Here is a 20227-nt window from a genome sequence, read left to right on the forward strand (position 1 = left end):
CGATGTTGGTCACCGGGTGCCGCCCTCGGTGGTCGGGGCCGGCAGGGACCGGCCGTGGTCGTCGGCGAGGCCGCTGCGGTGCCGGGCCACCTCGACCCGGGCCGCGGCCCGGCGCAGCTCCCCGCCGCCGTCCGCGCCGGGGCGCGCGGCCGCGGTGCGGGCCAGGTAGCGCTCGGCCTCCTCGTCGAGCAGCACGCCGACCCGTTCCAACAGGTCGGCCCGGGCCTTGTTGGCCAGGGTACGCACCGCCTGGTCACCGAAGATCGCCTGGAGCACGGCCTGCGCGGCGACCGTGGTGCCGGCCCCGGTGGCGACCTCCAGGCCGGTCGGGATGAACGCGGTCGAGGCGAACACCGCGATCATCACGGCCAGCCCGGTGGCGTTGACCGCGTACGCGGCGGTGCGGGCCACGAACCGCCGGTCGCCGCCCTCCTCCTTGACCAGCTCCAGCACCCCGCGCTGCCAGTCGCGGACCATCCGTTCGGCCCGCTCGGACAGGTCGTCGGAGGGGTGGGCGAGCCCCGGCTCGAGCAGCGCCGCCCCGGCCGGGTGGGCCCGCCAGGCGGTGTACGCGTTCTCGGCCGCCTCGGAGGAGACCCCGCGCAGCAGGGTGACCAGCTGGGACTCGATCGCGTTGCGCAGGTCGGTCGCCGGGCTGGCCGGGCGCCCGGTCACCGCGGCGACGAAGCGGTCGCGCAGCCGGCCGATCCGCGCCTCCAGGGTGCGGAAGAACTCGCCGGTGCCGACGAACTCCTGCCAACGGGCGAGCACCTCACCGCGCAGCAGTCGGCCGTCCTTGAGCCCCTCCTGGACGTTCCGCCGCGCCCCCCGGTACGCCGAGCGCACCCGGTCGTCCAGCGCGTCGGCGGCTGCGACCTGCTCGTCGGCGGCCTCGGCCAGCGCCTCGACGGTCGGGTGCAGCGAGGCGAGTGCCCCGTCCAGCGTCTGCCGGACGACGGCGGCCCGGGCCTCGGCATCCGCGGCGAGCCGGGCGAACCAGGCGCTCAGCGGCGCGGTGACCTTCCCCGGCAGCAGGCCCTGCCCGTCGACCCAGGTCTCCGGCAGCACGAACAGCGGCGCGGCGCCCAGCTCCTGGGCGGCGAGCATCTCGGCCAGGTGGGCGGCGACCTCGTCGGCGGCCTCCGGCGGCACCCGGTCGAGCACCATGGCGATGGCCGCGCCCCTCGACCGGGCGCTGCGCAGCAGCTCCCACGGGACGGCGTCGGCGTAGCGGGCGGCGGTGGTGACGAAGAGCCAGAGGTCGGCCGCGGCCAGCAGCTGGCCGGCCAGCGCGCGGTTGGCGTCCACCACCGAGTCGATGTCGGGCGCGTCGAGGAAGGCCAGCCCGGCCGGCAGCGCGGGCGCGGTGACCAGGTGCAGGGTGCCCGGATCCTCGCTCGGCTCGGTGGTCCGGGTGAGGCCGGGCAGCAGCTCGCCCTGGCGGAACCAGGCGGAGTCGGCCGGGTTGCAGACCAGCACCGGAGAGCGGGTGGTCGGCCGGAGCACACCGGCGGCGCTGACCCGGGCCTGCACCAGGCTGTTGACCAGGGTCGACTTGCCGGCGCCGGTGGAGCCGCCGACCACCACCAGCAGCGGCGCGTCGAGCCGGGCCAGCCGGGGCAGCAGGTAGTCGTCGAGCTGGTCGCCGATCGCCGTGGCGGTGCGCCGGGCCGGCTCGGCCGAGGGCAGGGCCAGCGGGAAGCGGGTCTCCGCGAGAGCGGCCCGCAGGCCGGTCAGCGCGCCGGGCAGGCCGTCGGTGGTGGGCTCGGGCGCGTCGGTGGCCTGGGCGGGCGCGTCCCCGCCCGTGCCGGGTCGAGTCGCGCCGGGCGTGGGCTCCCCGCTGCTGGCGGGAGCGGTCTCGCCGGCCTCCGCCGGCCCGGTGCGGGCGGCGACGGTGGGCGCGCCGGACCGGGTGGCGGGATCGCCATGCGTCGTCACCGCTAAAGCGTGCCCGACCGATGCAAGGGAAGACAACCGGACGGTAATAACGGTCGGGTTGCGTCGGGGTGACTCAACCTCGACTTGCGGTTTCGCGGAGGCGTGGCACTATTGAGTCACGTTCACTCAACTTGTGGCGCGGTCGCTCCGGGCGGCCCGCCCGGCAGGCCCTCCGACCTGCCAACCCGTAACGAAGCGAGGAAGCGAAGATGGCACGTGCGGTCGGTATCGACCTCGGCACGACGAACTCCTGCGTCAGCGTTCTCGAGGGCGGTGAGCCCACCGTCATCGCCAACGCTGAGGGCTCGCGGACGACCCCGTCGATCGTCGCGTTCGCCCGCAACGGCGAGGTGCTCGTCGGTGAGGTCGCCAAGCGCCAGGCGGTGACCAACCCGGACCGGACGATCCGCTCGGTCAAGCGGGAGATCGGCACCAACTGGTCCGTCGACATCGACGGCAAGAAGTACACCCCGCAGGAGATCTCGGCGCGGACGCTGATGAAGCTCAAGCGGGACGCCGAGGCCTACCTGGGCGAGCAGATCACCGACGCGGTGATCACCGTCCCCGCCTACTTCAACGACGGCCAGCGCCAGGCCACCAAGGAGGCCGGTGAGATCGCCGGCTTCAACGTGCTGCGGATCGTCAACGAGCCGACCGCGGCCGCCCTGGCGTACGGGCTGGACAAGGGCTCCAAGGAGCAGACCGTCCTGGTCTTCGACCTGGGTGGCGGCACCTTCGACGTCTCCCTGCTGGAGCTGGCCGAGGGCGTCGTCGAGGTCAAGTCGACCAGCGGTGACAACCAGCTCGGTGGTGACGACTGGGACCAGCGGATCATCGACCACCTGGTGAAGACCTTCCGGGGCGAGCACGGGATCGACCTTGCCCAGGACAAGATGGCCCTGCAGCGCCTGCGCGAGGCGGCCGAGAAGGCCAAGATCGAGCTGTCCGCCGCCACCACCACCAACATCAACCTGCCGTACATCACCGCCGGCGCGGCCGGCCCGCTGCACCTGGACGTGACGCTCAGCCGCGCCGAGTTCCAGCGGATGACGCAGGACCTGCTGGACCGCTGCAAGGGCCCGTTCGAGCAGGCCGTGAAGGACGCCGGGATCAAGGTCTCCGACGTCGACCACGTGATCCTGGTCGGCGGTTCGACCCGGATGCCGGCCGTGACCGACCTGGTCAAGCAGCTCACCGGCCGCGACCCGAACAAGGGCGTCAACCCGGACGAGGTCGTCGCCGTCGGCGCCGCCCTGCAGGCCGGTGTGCTCAAGGGTGAGGTCAAGGACGTCCTGCTGCTCGACGTGACCCCGCTGAGCCTCGGCATCGAGACCAAGGGCGGCATCTTCACCAAGCTGATCGAGCGCAACACCACCATCCCGACCAAGCGCTCCGAGGTCTTCACCACGGCGGACGACAACCAGCCGTCGGTGCTGATCCAGGTGTTCCAGGGCGAGCGGGAGATCGCGGCGTACAACAAGAAGCTCGGCACCTTCGAGCTGACCGGCCTCCCCCCGGCACCGCGCGGCGTGCCCCAGATCGAGGTCACGTTCGACATCGACGCCAACGGCATCGTGAACGTGCACGCCAAGGACCTGGGCACCGGCAAGGAGCAGAAGATGACGATCACCGGCGGCTCGTCGCTGCCGAAGGACGACATCGAGCGGATGCGCCGGGACGCCGAGGAGCACGCCGACGAGGACAAGCGCCGCCGGGACGAGGCGGAGACCCGCAACGTCGCCGAGGCCCTGCAGTGGCAGACCGAGAAGTTCCTCGCCGAGAGCGGTGACAAGCTCCCCAGCGAGAACCGCGACCAGCTCAACGAGGCCCTCGGTGAGCTGCGCAGCGCCCTCGGCGGTCAGGACATCGACAAGATCAAGGCGGCCCACGAGCGGCTCGCCCAGGTCTCCCAGCAGGCCGGTTCGCTGCTCTACTCCCAGCAGGGCGAGCAGGGTGGCGAGCAGCCCGGCGCCGCCCCCGGCGGTGCGCAGGCCGGTGGCCCGCAGGCCGGTGGCCCGCAGGCCGGTGGTCCGGACGACGTGGTCGACGCGGAGATCGTGGACGAGGACAAGAAGTGACGGTCCGTCCCGGACCCCGACCCACGGCACAGAAAACGAGGTAGTCGCATGACGGAGAAGCCACGAGCCGCCGACCCGGAGAACACCGGGTCGACGCCGGGTGGCTCCACGCCCGCCGAGCAGGCAACCGGCGACGGGCCGCGGGTCGTCGTCCGCGACAATCGCAAGCTCGGTAGGACCGAGGAGGCGCCGGCCGCCGCCGACGCCGGGGCGGACGTCCCGGCCGAGGGCCTGGTCGAGGAGGCCGAGGTGGTGGTCGACGAGATCGAGGTCGAGGCCACCTCCGTCGACGGCCCGGCATCGGCCGGTCCGCCCGTGGTGGACGCCCCCGCGCAGCCGGTCGACGGCGGCGCGGCGGGCGCCCCGCTCGGGGCGGAACTGGAGGCGCTCCGGGCCGAGCTCGACGAGCGGACCCGGGACGTGCAGCGGGTGTCGGCGGAGTACGCCAACTACCGCAAGCGGGTCGACCGGGACCGCGGCGTGGTGCAGGAGCAGGCCACCGGCTCGGTGCTCGCCGCGCTGCTGCCGATCCTGGACGACCTGGACCGGGCCCGCGAGCACGGCGACCTGGTCGGCCCGTTCGGCACCGTGGCCGAGCAGCTGACCACCGCGCTGGGCAAGTTCGGCCTGACCCCGTTCGGGGAGCAGGGCGACCCGTTCGACCCCACCCGGCACGAGGCGGTCGCGCACCAGACCTCGCCGGACGTCGACGAGCCGACCTGCGTCCAGGTCATGCGCCGGGGCTACCAGCTCGGCGAGCGGCTGCTGCGGCCGGCGCTGGTCGCGGTCGCCGACCCGGAATAGTGCTCGACCATCCGGTCGCCCCACCCACCGCCGGTCGGTGGGCGGGGCGACCGGGCCACATCTTTCGGAAGGGGGTGGACCGGTGAGTTCCAAGGACTGGATCGAGAAGGACTACTACGCCGCGCTCGGCGTGCAGAAGTCCGCCTCCTCGGACGAGATCAAGAAGTCGTACCGGAAGCTGGCCCGGGAGTCGCACCCGGATCACAACCCCGGTGACCCGTTGGCCGAGGAGCGGTTCAAGACCGTCTCCGAGGCGTACGCGGTGCTCGGTGACGAGGCCAAGCGCCGCGAGTACGACGAGATGCGCTCGCTGTTCGGCTCCGGCGCGTTCCGGCGCAACGCCCGCGGCGCCGGCCAGCCGGGCGGTGGCGGTGCCCCGTTCGACGTCTCCGACCTGTTCGGCGGCGGCACGGCCGGCGGCGGGGACACCCGGTTCGGCGGCGGTGGCTTCACCGACCTGTTCAGCACGATCTTCTCCGGCGGCGGGGGCGGTGGCGCCGGTCCGACCCGGCCGCGCGGACCGGCCCGCGGCCGGGACGTGGAGACCGAGGTGGCGCTCGACTTCGGCGACGCGGTGCGCGGGGTCACGCTCCCGCTGACCCTGCGGGCGCCGGGGGTCTGCGACACCTGCCACGGCAACGGCGCGAAGCCGGGCACCCAGCCAACCACCTGCCCGGTCTGCCACGGCGCCGGCGTGACGACCCGCAACCAGGGCTCGTTCAGCTTCTCCGAGCCGTGCCGCAACTGCCAGGGCGTCGGCACGGTGGTCGAGGAGAAGTGCCCGGAGTGCCACGGCACCGGCGGGGTGACCAAGACCCGCACGCTGAACGTCCGCTTCCCCGCCGGGGTGGCCGACGGGCAGCGCATCAGGCTGGCCGGCCGGGGCGAGCCGGGCGATCGCGGCGGCCCGCCCGGTGACCTGTTCGTGCAGGTGAAGGTGCGCCCTGACGAGCTGTTCGGGCGTACCGGGGACGATCTGACCCTGTCCGTGCCGATCACCTTCGCCGAGGCGGTGCTCGGGGTGGACCTGCGGGTGCCGACCCTGGACGGCGCGGTGACCCTGCGGGTGCCGCCGGGTACGCCGTCCGGCCGGGTGCTGCGCGCCCGGGGCAAGGGCGTGGTACGGCGGGACGGGCAGGCCGGTGACCTGCTGGTCACGCTGGACGTGGTGGTGCCGGCGACGGTGTCGGACGAGGCCCGGGTGGCGCTGGAGTCGTTCTCCGGGTCGACCCCGCCGGCCGCTCGGGAACATCTCGACGCGCGGGTGCGTCGGGTGGGTTGACCGGTGAACGGGGTGCGGAGGTGAGCGGGATGTCGGGCGATTTCGTCGGTTCGGGTGACCCTGCCTACGAGGCCAAGGTGCTGATGATCTCGGTCGCGGCGCGGATGGCGGGGATGCACCCCCAGACCCTGCGCCAGTACGACCGGCTTGGCCTGGTGCAGGCCGGCCGGGCGGCCGGCGGCGGCCGTCGGTACAGCGTGCGCGACGTCGTGCTGCTGCGCGAGGTGCAGCGGCTCAGCCAGGACGACGGCATCAACCTGGCCGGGGTGAAGCGGATCATCGGGCTGGAGCAGCTGCTGGAGCGCGCGCAGCAGCGGGTCGCCCGGCTGGAGGCGGAGCTCGACGCCGCGTACCGGCGGATCGCCGAGCTGGAGTCGCTGGCGACCTTCCCCGGTCGCGACCTGGTGCCCACCAGTCGGGCCTCCACGGCCCTGGTGGTCTGGCGGCCCCGGCGCACCGATCGCTGACCCCCGGCCCGGTCCCGGGCCGGGGTGTGCACCCCGACATCGGCGAGACGGCGGCGTCCCTTGCGGGCGCCGCCGTCTCGCCGTCTCCGTTCCCGGTTTCGGCGTCCACCCGGGTGTGGTTCCACTATCCTGGGAACAGGTCCAACCGGATATTTCGGACTCCGATTGGCGGGGGGAGCCATGGCGGAATCGGCGAAGAACGTTGCCCAGCAGGCGGAGGACCGGCTCGAGAAGGTGGCCGAGACTGTCCGGGAGAAGTTCGACCGGGTGGCCAGGGGATCCTTCTCCGACAAGATCAAGAACGGTCGTTTCGCCGACCAGACCGACCACGGCATCGACCAGGGCCGCGACGAGGCCAGACACCGCAACCAGGGCGGATCGGAACGCTGACGATCAGCCGACGTGCGGGCCGGGACCCACGGGGGGTCCCGGCCCGTTCGCCATCAAAGCCGTTCGTTTTCCTGCAACAGCGCGGGGCGGTTCAGAGCCGCCGCCTTTCGCGGACCAGGCCGCCCTCGCACCAGTCCCGGTAGACGAACAGCTGCGGCCGGGCCAGCAGCATCCGGCTGTTGTGCGCCCAGGTCCGCATCGGCTCGTCGCCGTCCCGCTCGGCCTGCTCGACCAGCTTGCGGAAGCGGCGTTTCGGGTGGGCGCGGAAGTTCGTCCGGATGCCGTCGGCGGCGTAGATGTACAGGCAGTGCAGCGCGAACCGGCGGGCCGGGCAGGCCGGGTCCATCGCCAGGTCGAACAGGGTGGTCACCAGGTGGTCCCCGGCGACCAGCAGGTCCCAGTCCGGCGGCATCGAGGCGAGCGGCACCGAATCGGGCTGGTACGCCCAGGCCCGCAACTCCGCCGGCGACGGGTCGACGGGGTTGGCGAAGCCGCGGAACGTCGACTCCTGCACGTTCACCGGAAACCTTCCGCTCGCGCCCGCGGGTCGACCCGCAACCCGCAGCGCCCTGACCTGCTGGGGCGCCACGGTAGCGCGGGCTCCACGACCTGCGGAAGCCCCCGCCGGGAGCAATTCGGTGACGGTGCGGACCCGCCGGGTCGGCCGTCCGGCCGACCCGGCGGAAGCGCCGCTCAGTCCCCGGCCGGCACCGGCTCGGGACGGCGGGCCTGGCTGCGCGCGCGCAGCCAGCGCTTGAATCCGGCGGTGTCCGGCAACCGGGCCAGCATCGGCCCGGTCACCACGGTGATCAGCACGTACGCGGTGGCGAGCGCCGCCAGCCGGGGCTCCACCGGTTGCGCGGCGGCCACCGCCAACCCGGCGATCACGATGGAGAACTCGCCGCGCGGCATCAGCGCGAAGCCGGCCCGCCAGCGGCCGGGTTCGGCGATGCCGGCGCGCCGGGCGGCGAGGTAGCCGGTGAGCAGCTTCGTCCCCATCGTCACCACGGCCAGCCCGAGGGCGGGCAGCAGCACCGGCGGCATGTCCAGCGGGTCGGTGACCAGGCCGAAGAAGACGAAGAAGACGGCGGCGAACAGGTCCCGCAGCGGTGAGAGCAGCTCGGTGGCGTGGTGGGCCACCGGCCCGGAGAGCGCGATGCCGACCAGGAACGCGCCGACCGCGGCGGACACCTGCAGCTTGGCCGCGACGCCCGCGACCAGCAGGGTCAGGCCGAGCACGCCGAGTAGCAGCGCCTCCGGGTCCTTGGCCGACAACGCGGCGGAGATCAGGTGGCCGTACCGGATGGCGACGGCGAGCACCAGCACCACGGTCAGCACCGCGACGGCCAGCGCGATCCCGCCCTTGACCAGGCCGACGCCGGCCAGCAGCGCGGTGGCCAGGGGCAGGTAGAGCGCCATCGCCAGGTCCTCGATGACCAGCACGGACAGGATCACCGGGGTCTCCCGGTTACCAACCCGGCCGAGGTCGCCGAGCACCTTGGCGATCACACCGGACGAGGAGACCCAGGTGACCCCGGCGAGCACCACCCCGGCCAGCCAGCCCCAGCCGAGCAGCAGCGCGAAGGCGAACCCGGGCAGCGCGTTGAGCACCGCGTCGATCAGCCCGGCGGGCGCGGCGGAGCGCAGGTTGCCGACCAGCTCGTTGGCGCTGTACTCCAGGCCGAGCATGACCAGCAGCAGGATGACGCCGATCTCGGCGCCGACCGCGATGAACTCCTCGCTCGCATTGAGCGGGAGCAGGCCGCCGTGGCCGAAGGCGAGCCCGGCGAGCAGGTAGAGCGGGATGGGCGAGACACCGAAGCGCCGGCTGAGCCGGCCGAGCAGGCCGAGCAGCAGCAGCAGCGCGCCGACCTCGATGAGCAGCGTGGTGGTTTCGTGCATCCGCCTCAGCCGTCCGGGTCACTGTCGGCGAGGATGGCGGTCACGCCGTCGAGCCCCTTGCGGGTGCCGACCACGACCACCACGTCACCGGCCGCGAAGCGGAAGGTGGGATCGGGCGAGACGTTGACCTCGCCCTGGCGCAGCACCGCCACGATGGAGGCGCTGGTGCGGGTACGCGCCTTGGTGTCGCCCAGCCGCTTGTTGACGTACTTCGATCCGGCCGGGATGGCGATCTGCTCGGTGAGCAGCCCGGCCGCCTGCTCGCGCAGGCCGGAGAGCTGACCGAGCATCAGCGACGCGCCGAGGATGTCGGCGAGCGCCTCCGCCTCGTCGTCGGTGAGCGGGATGTCCGCCTGGCAGGCGTCCGGGTCGTCCGGGTCGTAGAGCACCAGGTCGCGACGGCCGTTGCGGTGGGAGACCACGCCGAGCCGGCGGCCGGATTCCGTCACCAGGTCGTGACGCACGCCGATCCCCGGTAGGGCAGTCTGTTCGACACGTACTCGCACCCGGCAAGACTACCCGCCGAGGAGACTCTTGTGATCTTCCGAGCGCCCCGGGCGCTGGTCGTGCTGGGGCTCGTACCGCTGCTGGCGGCCTGTTCGGCGGTGGGTGACATCCGGCGCGAGCCGGCACCCCGGCCGTCCACCTCGCCGCGCGCGATCGTCCCCGGGCCGTCGCCGGAGGCGGAGGGGGTCGAGCTGCGCCGCTTCGAGCCCGCCATCGCCGGCCGGCACGACTCCCCGTACGTGGAGTTCACCGACCGCAGCCACGGTTGGGCGCTGTTCGGCAGTTGCGGGGGCCAGCCGCCGAGCGGCAAGTGCCCGGCGCAGCTCTTCTTGACCCTGGACGGGGGACGCACCTGGTCGAAGGTGCGCCATCCCCGGCCGACGGCCCCCGATCAGCAGCTCTACGCCGCGCCGGGGCTGGTGGCGATCTGGCTCGGCGAGGGTGGTGGCGGCGCGGGCGACGGGTGGTACGTCTCCGCCGACGGCGGGGCCAGCTTCACGCACAGCTCGCAGGAGCCGGCGGTGTGGCGGGCGGCGCAGGGGCGCTTCCAGGTGGCGGAGGCCACCGGGCGGGTGGCGGAGTGGGACGGACGCAAGCTGCGGACGCTGCCCGCGCAACCGCGGATCCCCGCGCTGAACACGGTCGCGCAGACCAGGGACATCCTGGTGGCGGCCGGGGCCGACGGTCGCCGCCCGTACGCGGCGATCTCCGGCGACCAGGGACGCAGTTGGCAGACGACCCCGTTGCCGGCCCAGGTCGGCGAGGTGGACCTGCTGCGGGTGGTGGTCGCGCCGGACGGCGAACCGTGGCTGATCGGCGAGCGGGCGGACCGGCTCGATTTCCCCGCCCTGTGGCGATGGTTCGGGCGGTGGGTGGCGGTGCCGGCGGCCCGGCACCCGGCGCAGGTCAAGTCGGTGGTCCCGGTAGGCGGCGGGCGGCTCGCGGTGACCGGGCCGGACGGGGTGGGCGCGGTGATCGAGGGCCGGTACGACCCGATCGCCTGGCCGCTCACCCCCGACCACTACCTGACCGTGCTGGCCGACGGCACGGTGCAGGCGCGCGGGCCGCAGGACGTGCTGTTGGGCACCGGCTCAGGCACCACCCGGAAGTGGGCGCGGGTGGTGCTGCTGGACTCCTAGGTGAGCCAGCTCACACCGCCAGGGTTGAGCGGAATAGGCTCAACTCTGGTTGTGTCCTTCCTAGTGGACACACCGATCCAGGGGAGCCCATGAACACGGAACGCCTCACCACCAAGAGCCGCGAGACCATCACCGGCGCCGTCGCGCAGGCCAACCAGCGCGGGCACGCCACCGTCGAGCCCTGGCACCTGCTGCTCGCCCTGCTGGACACCGACGGTTCCACCGCCGCCGGCCTGCTGCGCGCCGTCGGGGCCGACCCCGCCGAGCTGCGCCGGGTCGCCCAGCGTTCGGTGGACGCGCTGCCCGCCGCGCGCGGCTCCAGCATCGCCGAGCCCACCCTGGCCCGCGAGTTCGTCAACGCCATCGGCGCCGCCGAGCAGATCGCCCGGCCGCTCGGCGACGAGTACACCTCCACCGAGCACCTGCTCGCCGGCCTGGCCCGGGTGGGCGGCGCGGTCTCGGTCGCGCTGAAGAACTCGGGTGCCACCGAGGAGAACCTGGTCGCCGCCTTCCCGACCGTGCGCGGCGGGGACCGGCGGGTCACCACCGCCGACCCAGAGCAGACCTACCAGGCCCTGAGCAAGTACGGCGTGGACCTGACCGCCAGCGCCCGGGACGGCAAGATCGACCCGGTGATCGGCCGGGACTCCGAGATCCGCCGGGTGATCCAGGTGCTGTCCCGGCGTACCAAGAACAACCCGGTGCTGATCGGCGAGCCCGGCGTCGGCAAGACCGCGATCGTCGAGGGCCTGGCCCAGCGGATCGTGGCCGGTGACGTGCCCGAGTCGCTGCGGAACAAGAAGCTGGTCTCGCTCGACCTCGGCGCGATGGTGGCCGGCGCGCAGTACCGCGGCCAGTTCGAGGAGCGGCTCAAGTCCGTGCTGGAGGAGATCAAGAACTCCGACGGCCAGGTCATCACCTTCCTCGACGAGCTGCACACCGTGGTCGGCGCCGGCAAGGGCGAGGGCTCGATGGACGCCGGCAACATGCTCAAGCCGATGCTGGCCCGCGGCGAGCTGCGGATGGTCGGCGCGACCACGCTGGACGAGTACCGCGAGCACATCGAGAAGGACCCGGCGCTGGAGCGCCGGTTCCAGCCGGTGCTGGTCGGCGAGCCGACCATCGAGGACACCATCGGCATCCTGCGCGGCCTCAAGGAGCGCTACGAGGTGCACCACGGCGTACGCATCACCGACGCCGCCCTGGTCGCCGCCGCCTCGCTCTCCGACCGCTACATCACCGACCGCTTCCTGCCGGACAAGGCGATCGACCTGGTCGACGAGTCCGCGTCCCGGCTGCGGATGGAGATCGACTCCCGGCCGGTCGAGGTGGACGAGATCGAGCGGGCGGTCCGCCGGTTGGAGATCGAGGAGATGGCGCTGGCCAAGGAGCCGGACGCCGCCTCCGCCGAGCGGCTGGAGCGGCTGCGCAAGGAGCTGGCCGACAAGCGCGAGCAGCTCACCGCGCTCTCCGCGCGCTGGCAGACCGAGAAGAGCCACATCACCAAGCTCTCCACCGCCAAGGAGGAGCTGGAGCGCCTTGGCGGCGAGGCCGAGCGGGCCGAGCGCGACGGCGAGCTGGAGCGCGCCGCCGAGCTGCGCTACGGGCGCATCCCGGCGCTCAAGGTCGAGCTGAAGCAGGCCGAGGAGGAGCTGGCCCGGCTCCAGGCCGACGGCGCCATGCTCAAGGAGGAGGTCGGCGCGGACGACATCGCGGCCGTGGTCGCCTCCTGGACCGGCATCCCGGCCGGCCGGCTGCTGGAGGGCGAGACCGCCAAGCTGCTGCGGATGGAGGAGTCGCTGGGCTCCCGCGTGGTCGGCCAGACCGAGGCGGTCGGCGCGGTCTCCGACGCGGTCCGCCGGGCCCGGGCCGGCGTCGCCGACCCGGACCGCCCGACCGGCAGCTTCCTGTTCCTCGGCCCGACCGGCGTCGGCAAGACCGAGCTGGCCAAGGCGCTCGCCGAGTTCCTCTTCGACGACGAGCGGGCCATGGTCCGCATCGACATGAGCGAGTACGGCGAGAAGCACTCGGTGGCCCGCCTGGTCGGCGCCCCGCCCGGCTACGTCGGGTATGAGGAGGGCGGGCAGCTCACCGAGGCGGTGCGTCGCCGGCCGTACTCGGTGATCCTGCTGGACGAGGTGGAGAAGGCCCACCCGGACGTCTTCGACATCCTCCTCCAGGTGCTCGACGACGGCCGGCTCACCGACGGCCAGGGTCGCACGGTGGACTTCCGCAACGCGATCCTGATCCTCACCTCCAACCTCGGGTCGTCGGTGATCAGCGATCTGACGCTCGCCGAGGAGCAGCGCCGCGAGGGGGTGCTCGCGGTGGTGCGGTCGCACTTCAAGCCGGAGTTCCTCAACCGGCTCGATGACATCGTGGTCTTCGCTGCCCTGCAGGGCGAGGACCTGCGGGCCATCGTGGACATCCAGCTGGCCCGGATGCGGCGGCGGCTGGCCGACCGCCGGCTCGGCCTGGAGATCACCGAGGCCGCCCGCACCTGGCTCGCCGAGCACGGGTACGACCCGATCTACGGCGCCCGTCCGTTGCGCCGGCTCGTCCAGTCGGCGATCGGCGACCAGCTCGCCCGGGCGCTGCTGGGCGGCCAGGTGCGCGACGGCGACACCGTCCACGTCGACCTCTCCGACGGCAAGGACGCGCTGACCGTCACCGCCGTCTGAGCGTCACCCGTCGACGGGGCTCGTGCAGCCCGGGCCCCGTCGACGGCGGGACACGAAGTCCTTGATCAGCAGGGTGACGGGGTGCGCCGCGGGGAAAGGATGAGGGCATGTTGGGCATGGGCAAGAAGGACAAGGAACTGGACGCGGCCGTCAAGGAGCTCGCCGCGGCCGACACGGTCGCCTTCGGCGGCGTGGGGTTCGCCTCGCAGGTGCTGCCGGTCACCGAGGCGTACCGGCACGTCGAGCGGGTGCTCGACGAGCGGCCGGAGGACGGCCGCAAGAAGGTCGACTGGTTGCTCCGGCACGGTTCGCCGGCCGGCAGGGCGTACGCGGCCACGCTGCTGGAGCGGGTCGACCCGGCCGCGGCGCGCGAGGCGTGGACCGGGCTGCGCGACGACAAGGGCGAGCTAACCGCCTTCACCGGCTGCGTGATGAACAAGTCCACGCTCCGGGAGTACGCCGCCGAACGACTCGCCGATCAGTGAGCGGCGCCGCCCGCCGACCCTCGCCGCGCTCGGCGCCCGACGAGGGATGACGGCCCGGTAACGGCGTCGCCCAGCGGTTTCCCCGGCCGCGGCGGGGTTGTTACCGTTCCCGCCAGTGCTGGTGGGGAGGCGGGGCCGGTGAGCGGGTCGGTGGGGTACCTGGTGGCGGCGGTGCTCGCCGTCGCCGCGGCGATCGTGGGCGCGGTGCTGGCCCGCCGGCGGGCGGCCGGCTCCGATCCGCTGCCCGGCCCCGGTCACCCGGGGGACGACCCACGCCGGTTGAAGCCGGGCGACGTGGTGGAGATCCGCCGGGTCCGTCATCCGGTACGCGGCTCGGTGCACCTGGTCGAGGGCGAGTGGAGCTGGGCCGTGCACCTGCTGGACGCCGACGGGCCGAAGCGGTGGATCTCGGTCGGCGAGGATCCCGAGCTGGAGCTGCTGCTCTGGGCCGCCGAGCCCGGCGCGAAGCTGGCGCCCGGCGCCCCGGCCCTCGACTTCGCCGGCCGTCGCTACTCCTGGGCGGAGTCCGGCCAGGCCCGGTACTCGGCCACCGGCGACACCGGGCTGGACCCGAGCGGCACGGTCCGCTACCACGACTACCGGGCGGCGGACGGGTCCCGGCTGGCCTTCGAGGCGTACGGGGAGTCGGGCTGGGAGGTCGCCCGCGGCGAACGGCTGCGCCGTGCCGAGGTGACGGTGCACCCGCGGAACTGACCCGGGTCGACGGGCCGCCCGGGGTGCCGGAGTCGGCCCGCGGGGTCGGCCGGGCGGCTAGCGTCCAGGGTGTGCCGCTCCGGCCGTACCGCCGTCGACTGCCGCCGCGGGCGGTGGACGCCGCGGCGTACCTGCAGGCGTTCGTGCTCTCCGGCAAGTTCGTGACCGCCCGCACCGACTACTTCTACCGGCCCGCCGCCGGCCTGATCTACGGGGTGTTCGCCCTGCTGGTGGTGATCACCCAGGCGATCCGCGGCCGGACCCGGTTGACCGGCCCGGAACGGCTGGCCAACGCCCTGGACACGGTGGCCGGTGGAGTCGGGCGCGGGCTGACCACGCACCGGCGGGCGGACGCGCTGCGCCTGGTCCGTGGGGCCGACGCCACGGTCGAGGCGGCGATGGCCCGGCTGCTCGACGCGGTGCCGTACCGGCAGCCGCCGCCCCGCCGGTTCTGGCAGCCCTGGGCAGCCCGCGGCCGCGCCCTCGTCACCCGGCTGACCTCCCGCCGTTGGCTGGTCGCGCTGGTGGTGGTCTACCTGGTGGTCGAGCCGACGGTCACCGTGCTGGCCACCGTGGTGGACGGAGTGACCGGCGAGCTGGACCAGGCCCGCGAGTGGGGCGCGGTGCTCGGCGTGTCCGGCTCCGCGCTGGTCGCCGCCGTGCTCGCCGTACGGGCGGCGTTCCTGCTGCGCCGGAACCGGGCGCACGCCTTCCGGCTGTTCAAGCTGGCCCTCCTGGTCGACCTGCTGTTCGGTCAGATCTTCAACTTCACGGTCAACCAGTTCGGTGCGGTGGCGGTCCTCGGGGTGGCCCTGTTCCTGCTGGCGGTGGTGACCGCCGAGCACCGGCGGCTGCGCCGGCGGTCCGGCTGACCCGCCCGGCGCCCGGCGACGCCTCTCACCGGGCTCCCGCCGGCCCCGGGCGGCAGTTCGCCGATTACCGACGCGCCCCGGTGGGCCGGAGTCGATACGGTGGACGCGATCTAGGGGAAGGAGAATCATGGTCGATTCCCAGCACACTCCGGCCCGTATCCGACCGGCCGTGGTCACGACGTCCAGCTACCTGCTGATTCTGTACGCCCTACTGCAGGTGATCAGCCTGATCGTGTCGCTCAGCACCATCGGCACCGTCCGGCGGGTGCTGAACGACGCCTACAGCGGCAGCTCGGCGAGCGGTGCGCAGAACATCGCCGACGTGGCGGTCGCCTTCACCGTCGGCGCCGGCATTCTCACCCTGCTGCTCGCGGTGGGTCTGATCGTGCTCGCGCTGATCAACAACCGGGGCAAGAACGGCTCCCGGATCACGACCTGGGTGCTCGGCGGCATCCTGCTCTGCTGCAACGGCGGCGGGCTGATCAGCAACGCGACCGGCGGCTTCACCGGCGGCACGGGATCCACCAGCGGCGACATGCCCAGCGGCGAGGAGGTCCAGCGTCGGCTCAGCGACGCCCTGCCCGGTTGGTTCACCCCGGTCACCACCCTGCTCGGCCTGCTCAGCCTGCTGGTGCTGCTGACCGCGCTCATCCTGCTGGCGCTGCCGAAGGCCAACGAGTTCTTCCGCAAGCCGCAGCCGGCCTGGGAGCCTCCGGTGCCGGGGGCCGCCTACCCCGGTCAGTCGCAGCCCGGCTATCCGCACCCGGGCCAGCCGCAGACCGGTTACCCGCAGGCCGGCTACCCGCCGGCGGGGCCGGCGGACCAGCCGGCACCGTCCGCACCGGACGCGCCGTCGGCCACCCCCTCGACCGGTACGCCGGACGCCCCGACCGGCGGCGCCCCGCACGCCCCGCACCACCCGCAGGCCACCGGGGCGCCGGACGCCTCGCCCCCCGGCGGCCACGACGGCCCGCCGTCCACCGGCGGCTCGGACAGCTCCCCGGGTGGCTCGTCCACCGGCGGCTCGGACGGCTCCTCCGGCGGCTCGTCCGGCGGGGGCAGCTCGGACTGACCGGGCAACCGGCGGGCGCGTAGCCACGACACCGACGATTCCCTCCGAGTAGGTTGCTCCGTACGCCTACCGGAGGGAATCGTCGTGTCGTACCCGGATCAGGTGCCGGCCCGCCGGCCGGTGGTCGTCACGCTCGCGGCGGCGGTGCTGGGCATCATGGCCGTCGTCGCCGGGGCGTACGCGGTCGCGACGCTGCTCGCCCTCGGCGGCACGGTGGACCGGTTCCGCGCCGCCGCGCCCACCGCGGCGGCCGGCCAGGACGACGTCGACACGGTGGTGGCCCTGGTCCGCGCGGTGGTGATCGTGGGCGCGGTGCTGACCGTCCTGGTCGGCCTGCTGCTGGTCGGTCTCGCCGCCGGGCTGCTGGCCCGCCGCGCGGGCGCCCGGGTGGCTACCTGGGTGGTCTGCGGGTTCGGCCTGCTCTGCGGCTGCGGCGGCCTGGTCACGCTGATCGGTCAGCGGGTCAACCGGCTGCCGGCGGACGCCGGGTCCACCGAGCGCCTGGTGGGCCTGCTCGGTGACGCCTACCCCTCGTGGTGGTTGCCGGTGAACGGCGCGCTGCTGGTGGGGCAGGCGCTCGGTTACCTGGTGGTGGCCCTGCTGCTGGTGCTGCCCGCGTCGGCCGCCTGGTTCCGCCGCCCCCGCCCGACTCCGCCGCCCGGCCCGCACCCGCCGGCTTCGCCACCGTACGGCCCGCTCCCGCCCCCCGGCCCGTACCCGCCGCACCCGGCAACTCCCCACCCCACCGCACCCCCGCAGGAACGCCCGTGACATCGTCCGCGGACCGGGGCGCCGGTCGGCCGAGCCCTTCCGTCGAGCGGTGGGCGCTGGTCACCGGCGCCACCGCCGGCATCGGCGAGGCGTTCGCCCGCCGGCTCGCCGCCGAGGGCTGGCACCTGGTGCTGGTGGCCCGGGACGCCGCCCGGCTCGCCACGGCCGCCGCCGACCTCACCGGCCGGTACGGCCACCAGGTCGAGACCATCTCCGCCGACCTGTCCACGGACGACGGTTGCGCGGCGGTGGAACGGCGGCTCGCCGGCGGCGCCCCGGTCGACCTGCTGGTCAACAACGCCGGGATGAGCCTCGGCCGGTCGTTCCTCAGGTCCGCGGTCACCGACGAGGCCCAGTTGCTGCGGCTCAATGTGCACGCGGTGCTGCGACTGACCCACGCGGCCCTGGGCCCGATGACGGATCGACGGAGTGGGGCAGTGATAAATGTCTCTTCCGTCGCCGGTTTCGCGCCGGTCATGCCGGGCTCGACATATCCGGCCAGCAAGGCGTGGGTGACCAGCTTCAGCGAGTCCGTGGGGCAGTCGGTGCGGCCATTCGGCGTGACGGTGATGGCGCTCTGCCCCGGTTACACCCGCACCGGCTACCACGAACGCAACGGCATCGATATGTCCGGCACGCCCGGCTGGATGTGGCTGCGAGCCGACGATGTCGCCGCCGAGGCCCTTCGTCACCTGCGAAAAGGCAGACCGGTGAGCGTCCCCGACTGGCGGTACAAGTTGGCCGTGGCGGGCCTGCGGCACGCGCCGCGCCGGCTGCTGCGGGCGGCGTACCGGGACCGGCGGGGACGGGTGGACCCCGCCCAGGGGTGAGCCGGCGGGGTCGCGCTGGTGCCGGCCGGGGCGGTGTCGGCGTCCCCGGGAGCGGGTTCCGATCGCGCAGCGTAGCCGTCCATAGCCAGCCATCGGTCGCCCGGGCGGCTGACCGGGGTGGACCGGGCAGCTGCCACACAGCGAGGGGCAGTACCCTCTATCGCCATGGGGGACCACGACGACCTGCGTAAATTCATCACTGACCTGGCTGTCGTCCACGGCCGGGTGGTGCTCTCCTCCGGTGCTGAGGCGGACTGGTACGTCGATCTGCGTCGCGTCACCCTCCATCACCGGGCCGGGCCACTGGTCGGCCGAGTGATGCGGGAGTTGACCGCGGACTGGGAGTACGACGCGGTCGGCGGGCTGACCCTGGGCGCCGACCCGATCGCGATGTCGATGCTGCACGCCACGGCGGAGACCGAGCGGCCGCTGGACGCCTTCGTGGTGCGCAAGACCGGCAAGGCGCACGGTCTGCAGCGGCGGATCGAGGGGCCGGAGGTGAGCGGCCGGCGGGTGCTCGCGGTGGAGGACACCTCGACGACCGGCGGCAGCGTGTTGACCGCCGTCGAGGCGTTGCGTGAGGCCGGGGCGGAGATCGTGGGTGTGGCGGTTATTGTTGATCGAGGTGCTGGCGACGCGGTGCGAGCCGCCGGCCTGCCATATCGGGCGGCCTATACGTTGGCTGACCTCGGCCTTGTGGCGTAAAAATTTGCCGATTCGGATCTGCTGATATGCAGCCGAATCGATGCTTCTGGTGGAAGGATGGAATTCGTGGGAACTGCGTTGGCTGAAATGACCATGCCTCAGATCTCGCCGCTCGCCGGCGAGCCGATCGAACGTGCCGATGCCGAGCGGCTGGCCGGGGTGCTCAAGGCCCTTGCCGACCCCGCTCGACTGCGGCTGCTCAGCCTGATCCAGTCGGCCCCCGAGGGCGAAGCGTGCGTGTGCGACCTGACCGCGCCGCTCGGTCTCTCGCAGCCGACGGTCAGTCACCACCTGCGTATCCTCACCGAGGCCGGCTTGCTGGAGCGGGAGAAGCGCGGTGTCTGGGCGTACTACCGGCTGGTGCCGTCCGCGATCGCGACGATCGCTGATCTGCTCACCCCGCCGCGCAAGCGGGCCACCAAGAAGGCCCGCTGACCGAGCACGACTGTCACCCTGCCCGGGGTGACGACGTCCGGTGGCGTGCCAGGGGTGGCGTCATCGGGCGGTGACGCCTGCGCGTCACCGATCCGCCGCCGGGCTGCCCCGGTGACGTACGACGTTCGAACGGCCGGTCCCGCCCGGGACCGGCCGTTCGTCGTACCGATGTGCGCGGGATCCCCGGCCGGTCAGCTTCCCTGACCGGGCTGCTGGTCGTCGTCGGTGCGGCCGGGCCGGGTGCCGTAGGTGCGGGGCGGGAACTGCTGCCGCGGGTGCTCGGCGGACGGCTGCTCGATGGCGTCCCGGATCGCGTCCACCGCGCCGGCGGCGCTGGCGGTGGCAACCATCGCGACCGCCTCGGCGCGCTTGCGGGCCTTCCGGTCCCGGAGGAACTCGAAGAAGATCGGCAGCAGCGAGATCAGCACGATCAGCACGACCACCGGCAGGATGTAGCGGTCGATGCTGTCGCCGATGGCGTGGTAGATCTGCTCGGCGAGCAGGTAGCCGACCAGCAGGATGCCGTCCACCCAGAGGACCGCGCCGACGATGTTCCAGATCAGGAACGTGCGGGCGGGCATGCCGAGCACGCCGGCCACCGGGTTGAGGAACGTCCGCACGATCGGGATGAAGCGGGCCAGCACCACGGCCTTGGCCGGGCCGAACTTCTGGAAGTAGTACTCCGCCTTCTCCACGTACTCCCGCTTGAACAGCCGGGAGTTGGGGCGCTCGAACATCCGCCGGCCGTAGCGGGCGCCCAGCCAGTGACCGAGCTGCGCACCCAGGATGGCGAAGACCGGGCCGCCGATCAGCAGGCCGACCAGGGACAGCCGGGTGCCGTCGCCGAAGATCGCGTCAGCCACCGGCGACGCCGCGACACCGGCCAGGAACAGCAGCGAGTCACCGGGGAAGAAGAAGCCGACCAGCAGGCCGGTCTCGGCGAAGAGGATCGCCCACACGCCGACCAGCCCGAAGGTCTGCAGCAGATCCTTGGGATCGAGCGGGTTCAGCGCGACCGTCTCGACGACGGCCCGGGTCATCTCAGCTGTGTCCACGGCCACACAGGCTACCCGCACCTGCGCCCGCACCACCTTCGGACCGGTGGGCCGGGGTGCGGCGTCACTGATGTGCATGGGACCGCAGATGATGCCGAGT

General features: G+C 73.2%; 20 protein-coding genes. 15 read left to right on the forward strand and 5 right to left on the reverse strand.

Going from position 1 to position 20227, the window contains the following annotated elements:
* Positions 1 to 9 precede the first annotated feature (9 nt).
* Positions 10 to 1938 carry an ABC transporter gene (locus ACFY3U_RS07590; RefSeq protein ID WP_387196560.1) on the reverse strand — a complete coding sequence of 643 codons (1929 nt, stop codon included), beginning with the start codon at positions 1936 to 1938 and terminating at the stop codon, positions 10 to 12.
* 209 nt (positions 1939 to 2147) lie between these two features.
* On the opposite strand from ACFY3U_RS07590, the gene dnaK reads away from it, so the two are divergent.
* From dnaK to ACFY3U_RS07615, 5 genes are all read left to right on the forward strand, one after another.
* Positions 2148 to 4016, forward strand: coding sequence for a molecular chaperone DnaK (gene dnaK, locus ACFY3U_RS07595; protein ID WP_387196563.1), 1869 nt, complete (start codon positions 2148 to 2150; stop codon positions 4014 to 4016).
* Positions 4017 to 4064: 48 nt separating this feature from the next.
* Positions 4065 to 4820, forward strand: coding sequence for a nucleotide exchange factor GrpE (locus ACFY3U_RS07600; protein ID WP_387196566.1), 756 nt, complete (start codon positions 4065 to 4067; stop codon positions 4818 to 4820).
* An 82-nt stretch (positions 4821 to 4902) separates the two neighbouring features.
* On the forward strand, positions 4903 to 6102 hold the full coding sequence (dnaJ, locus tag ACFY3U_RS07605; protein ID WP_387196569.1) for a molecular chaperone DnaJ: 1200 nt from the start codon (positions 4903 to 4905) through the stop codon (positions 6100 to 6102).
* Between the two features lie 29 nt (positions 6103 to 6131).
* Complete coding sequence (locus ACFY3U_RS07610) at positions 6132 to 6569, forward strand: heat shock protein transcriptional repressor HspR (protein WP_387196572.1); 438 nt, start codon at positions 6132 to 6134, stop codon at positions 6567 to 6569.
* 180 nt (positions 6570 to 6749) lie between these two features.
* Positions 6750 to 6959 carry a hypothetical protein gene (locus ACFY3U_RS07615; protein ID WP_387196574.1) on the forward strand — a complete coding sequence of 70 codons (210 nt, stop codon included), beginning with the start codon at positions 6750 to 6752 and terminating at the stop codon, positions 6957 to 6959.
* Between the two features lie 91 nt (positions 6960 to 7050).
* Here the strand turns inward: ACFY3U_RS07615 and ACFY3U_RS07620 are convergent, their stop codons facing one another.
* From ACFY3U_RS07620 to ACFY3U_RS07630, 3 genes are all read right to left on the reverse strand, one after another.
* Positions 7051 to 7479 carry a hypothetical protein gene (locus tag ACFY3U_RS07620; protein WP_387196576.1) on the reverse strand — a complete coding sequence of 143 codons (429 nt, stop codon included), beginning with the start codon at positions 7477 to 7479 and terminating at the stop codon, positions 7051 to 7053.
* Positions 7480 to 7652: 173 nt separating this feature from the next.
* Positions 7653 to 8861, reverse strand: a complete 1209-nt coding sequence (locus tag ACFY3U_RS07625; protein WP_387196578.1) for a cation:proton antiporter — start codon at positions 8859 to 8861, stop codon at positions 7653 to 7655.
* A gap of 5 nt (positions 8862 to 8866) precedes the next feature.
* Positions 8867 to 9367 (reverse strand): cation:proton antiporter regulatory subunit, encoded by a 501-nt coding sequence (locus ACFY3U_RS07630; RefSeq protein WP_387196581.1) that lies wholly within the window; start codon positions 9365 to 9367, stop codon positions 8867 to 8869.
* A gap of 30 nt (positions 9368 to 9397) precedes the next feature.
* Between ACFY3U_RS07630 and ACFY3U_RS07635 the strand changes: the two genes are divergently transcribed.
* From ACFY3U_RS07635 to ACFY3U_RS07680, 10 genes are all read left to right on the forward strand, one after another.
* Entirely contained in the window at positions 9398 to 10507 is a 1110-nt protein-coding gene (locus tag ACFY3U_RS07635; RefSeq protein WP_387196584.1) for a hypothetical protein, read from the forward strand.
* Between the two features lie 89 nt (positions 10508 to 10596).
* On the forward strand, positions 10597 to 13188 hold the full coding sequence (gene clpB, locus ACFY3U_RS07640) for an ATP-dependent chaperone ClpB (RefSeq protein WP_387196587.1): 2592 nt from the start codon (positions 10597 to 10599) through the stop codon (positions 13186 to 13188).
* Between the two features lie 107 nt (positions 13189 to 13295).
* Complete coding sequence (locus ACFY3U_RS07645; RefSeq protein WP_387196590.1) at positions 13296 to 13673, forward strand: hypothetical protein; 378 nt, start codon at positions 13296 to 13298, stop codon at positions 13671 to 13673.
* Positions 13674 to 13811: 138 nt separating this feature from the next.
* A complete protein-coding gene (locus ACFY3U_RS07650) occupies positions 13812 to 14387 on the forward strand; it encodes a DUF4178 domain-containing protein (RefSeq protein WP_387196593.1) in 576 nt (191 codons plus the stop codon).
* A 71-nt stretch (positions 14388 to 14458) separates the two neighbouring features.
* On the forward strand, positions 14459 to 15259 hold the full coding sequence (locus ACFY3U_RS07655; protein ID WP_387196596.1) for a hypothetical protein: 801 nt from the start codon (positions 14459 to 14461) through the stop codon (positions 15257 to 15259).
* Between the two features lie 127 nt (positions 15260 to 15386).
* Entirely contained in the window at positions 15387 to 16331 is a 945-nt protein-coding gene (locus ACFY3U_RS07660) for a hypothetical protein (RefSeq protein WP_387196599.1), read from the forward strand.
* 84 nt (positions 16332 to 16415) lie between these two features.
* Positions 16416 to 17102, forward strand: coding sequence for a hypothetical protein (locus ACFY3U_RS07665; RefSeq protein ID WP_387196602.1), 687 nt, complete (start codon positions 16416 to 16418; stop codon positions 17100 to 17102).
* The gene (locus tag ACFY3U_RS07670) at positions 17099 to 17932 is read left to right on the forward strand and encodes an SDR family NAD(P)-dependent oxidoreductase (protein WP_387196606.1); all 834 of its coding nucleotides are present in this window, start codon (positions 17099 to 17101) and stop codon (positions 17930 to 17932) included. The genes ACFY3U_RS07665 and ACFY3U_RS07670 overlap by 4 nt, the downstream gene beginning before the upstream one ends.
* Before the next feature lie 165 nt (positions 17933 to 18097).
* Positions 18098 to 18637, forward strand: coding sequence for an orotate phosphoribosyltransferase (gene pyrE / locus ACFY3U_RS07675; protein WP_387196609.1), 540 nt, complete (start codon positions 18098 to 18100; stop codon positions 18635 to 18637).
* Between the two features lie 57 nt (positions 18638 to 18694).
* Positions 18695 to 19072 carry a helix-turn-helix transcriptional regulator gene (locus tag ACFY3U_RS07680; protein ID WP_088969178.1) on the forward strand — a complete coding sequence of 126 codons (378 nt, stop codon included), beginning with the start codon at positions 18695 to 18697 and terminating at the stop codon, positions 19070 to 19072.
* 191 nt (positions 19073 to 19263) lie between these two features.
* Here the strand turns inward: ACFY3U_RS07680 and ACFY3U_RS07685 are convergent, their stop codons facing one another.
* Complete coding sequence (locus tag ACFY3U_RS07685; RefSeq protein WP_387197603.1) at positions 19264 to 20112, reverse strand: DedA family protein; 849 nt, start codon at positions 20110 to 20112, stop codon at positions 19264 to 19266.
* Positions 20113 to 20227: the final 115 nt, after the last annotated feature.

Origin of the sequence: Micromonospora sp. NPDC000089, from assembly GCF_042899365.1 — a bacterium.
GTDB lineage: Bacteria > Actinomycetota > Actinomycetes > Mycobacteriales > Micromonosporaceae > Micromonospora.

Excerpts from the sequence above, each read along its gene's own strand:
- dnaK (WP_387196563.1), top strand. The coding sequence starts at position 2,148 with ATGGCACGTGCGGTCGGTATCGACCTCGGCACGACGAACTCCTGCGTC.
- ACFY3U_RS07600 (WP_387196566.1), top strand. The coding sequence starts at position 4,065 with ATGACGGAGAAGCCACGAGCCGCCGACCCGGAGAACACCGGGTCGACG.
- ACFY3U_RS07610 (WP_387196572.1), top strand. The coding sequence starts at position 6,132 with ATGTCGGGCGATTTCGTCGGTTCGGGTGACCCTGCCTACGAGGCCAAG.
- ACFY3U_RS07615 (WP_387196574.1), top strand. The coding sequence starts at position 6,750 with ATGGCGGAATCGGCGAAGAACGTTGCCCAGCAGGCGGAGGACCGGCTC.
- ACFY3U_RS07625 (WP_387196578.1), bottom strand. The coding sequence starts at position 8,861 with ATGCACGAAACCACCACGCTGCTCATCGAGGTCGGCGCGCTGCTGCTG.
- clpB (WP_387196587.1), top strand. The coding sequence starts at position 10,597 with ATGAACACGGAACGCCTCACCACCAAGAGCCGCGAGACCATCACCGGC.
- ACFY3U_RS07645 (WP_387196590.1), top strand. The coding sequence starts at position 13,296 with ATGTTGGGCATGGGCAAGAAGGACAAGGAACTGGACGCGGCCGTCAAG.
- ACFY3U_RS07660 (WP_387196599.1), top strand. The coding sequence starts at position 15,387 with ATGGTCGATTCCCAGCACACTCCGGCCCGTATCCGACCGGCCGTGGTC.
- pyrE (WP_387196609.1), top strand. The coding sequence starts at position 18,098 with ATGGGGGACCACGACGACCTGCGTAAATTCATCACTGACCTGGCTGTC.
- ACFY3U_RS07680 (WP_088969178.1), top strand. The coding sequence starts at position 18,695 with ATGGAATTCGTGGGAACTGCGTTGGCTGAAATGACCATGCCTCAGATC.
- ACFY3U_RS07685 (WP_387197603.1), bottom strand. The coding sequence starts at position 20,112 with ATGACCCGGGCCGTCGTCGAGACGGTCGCGCTGAACCCGCTCGATCCC.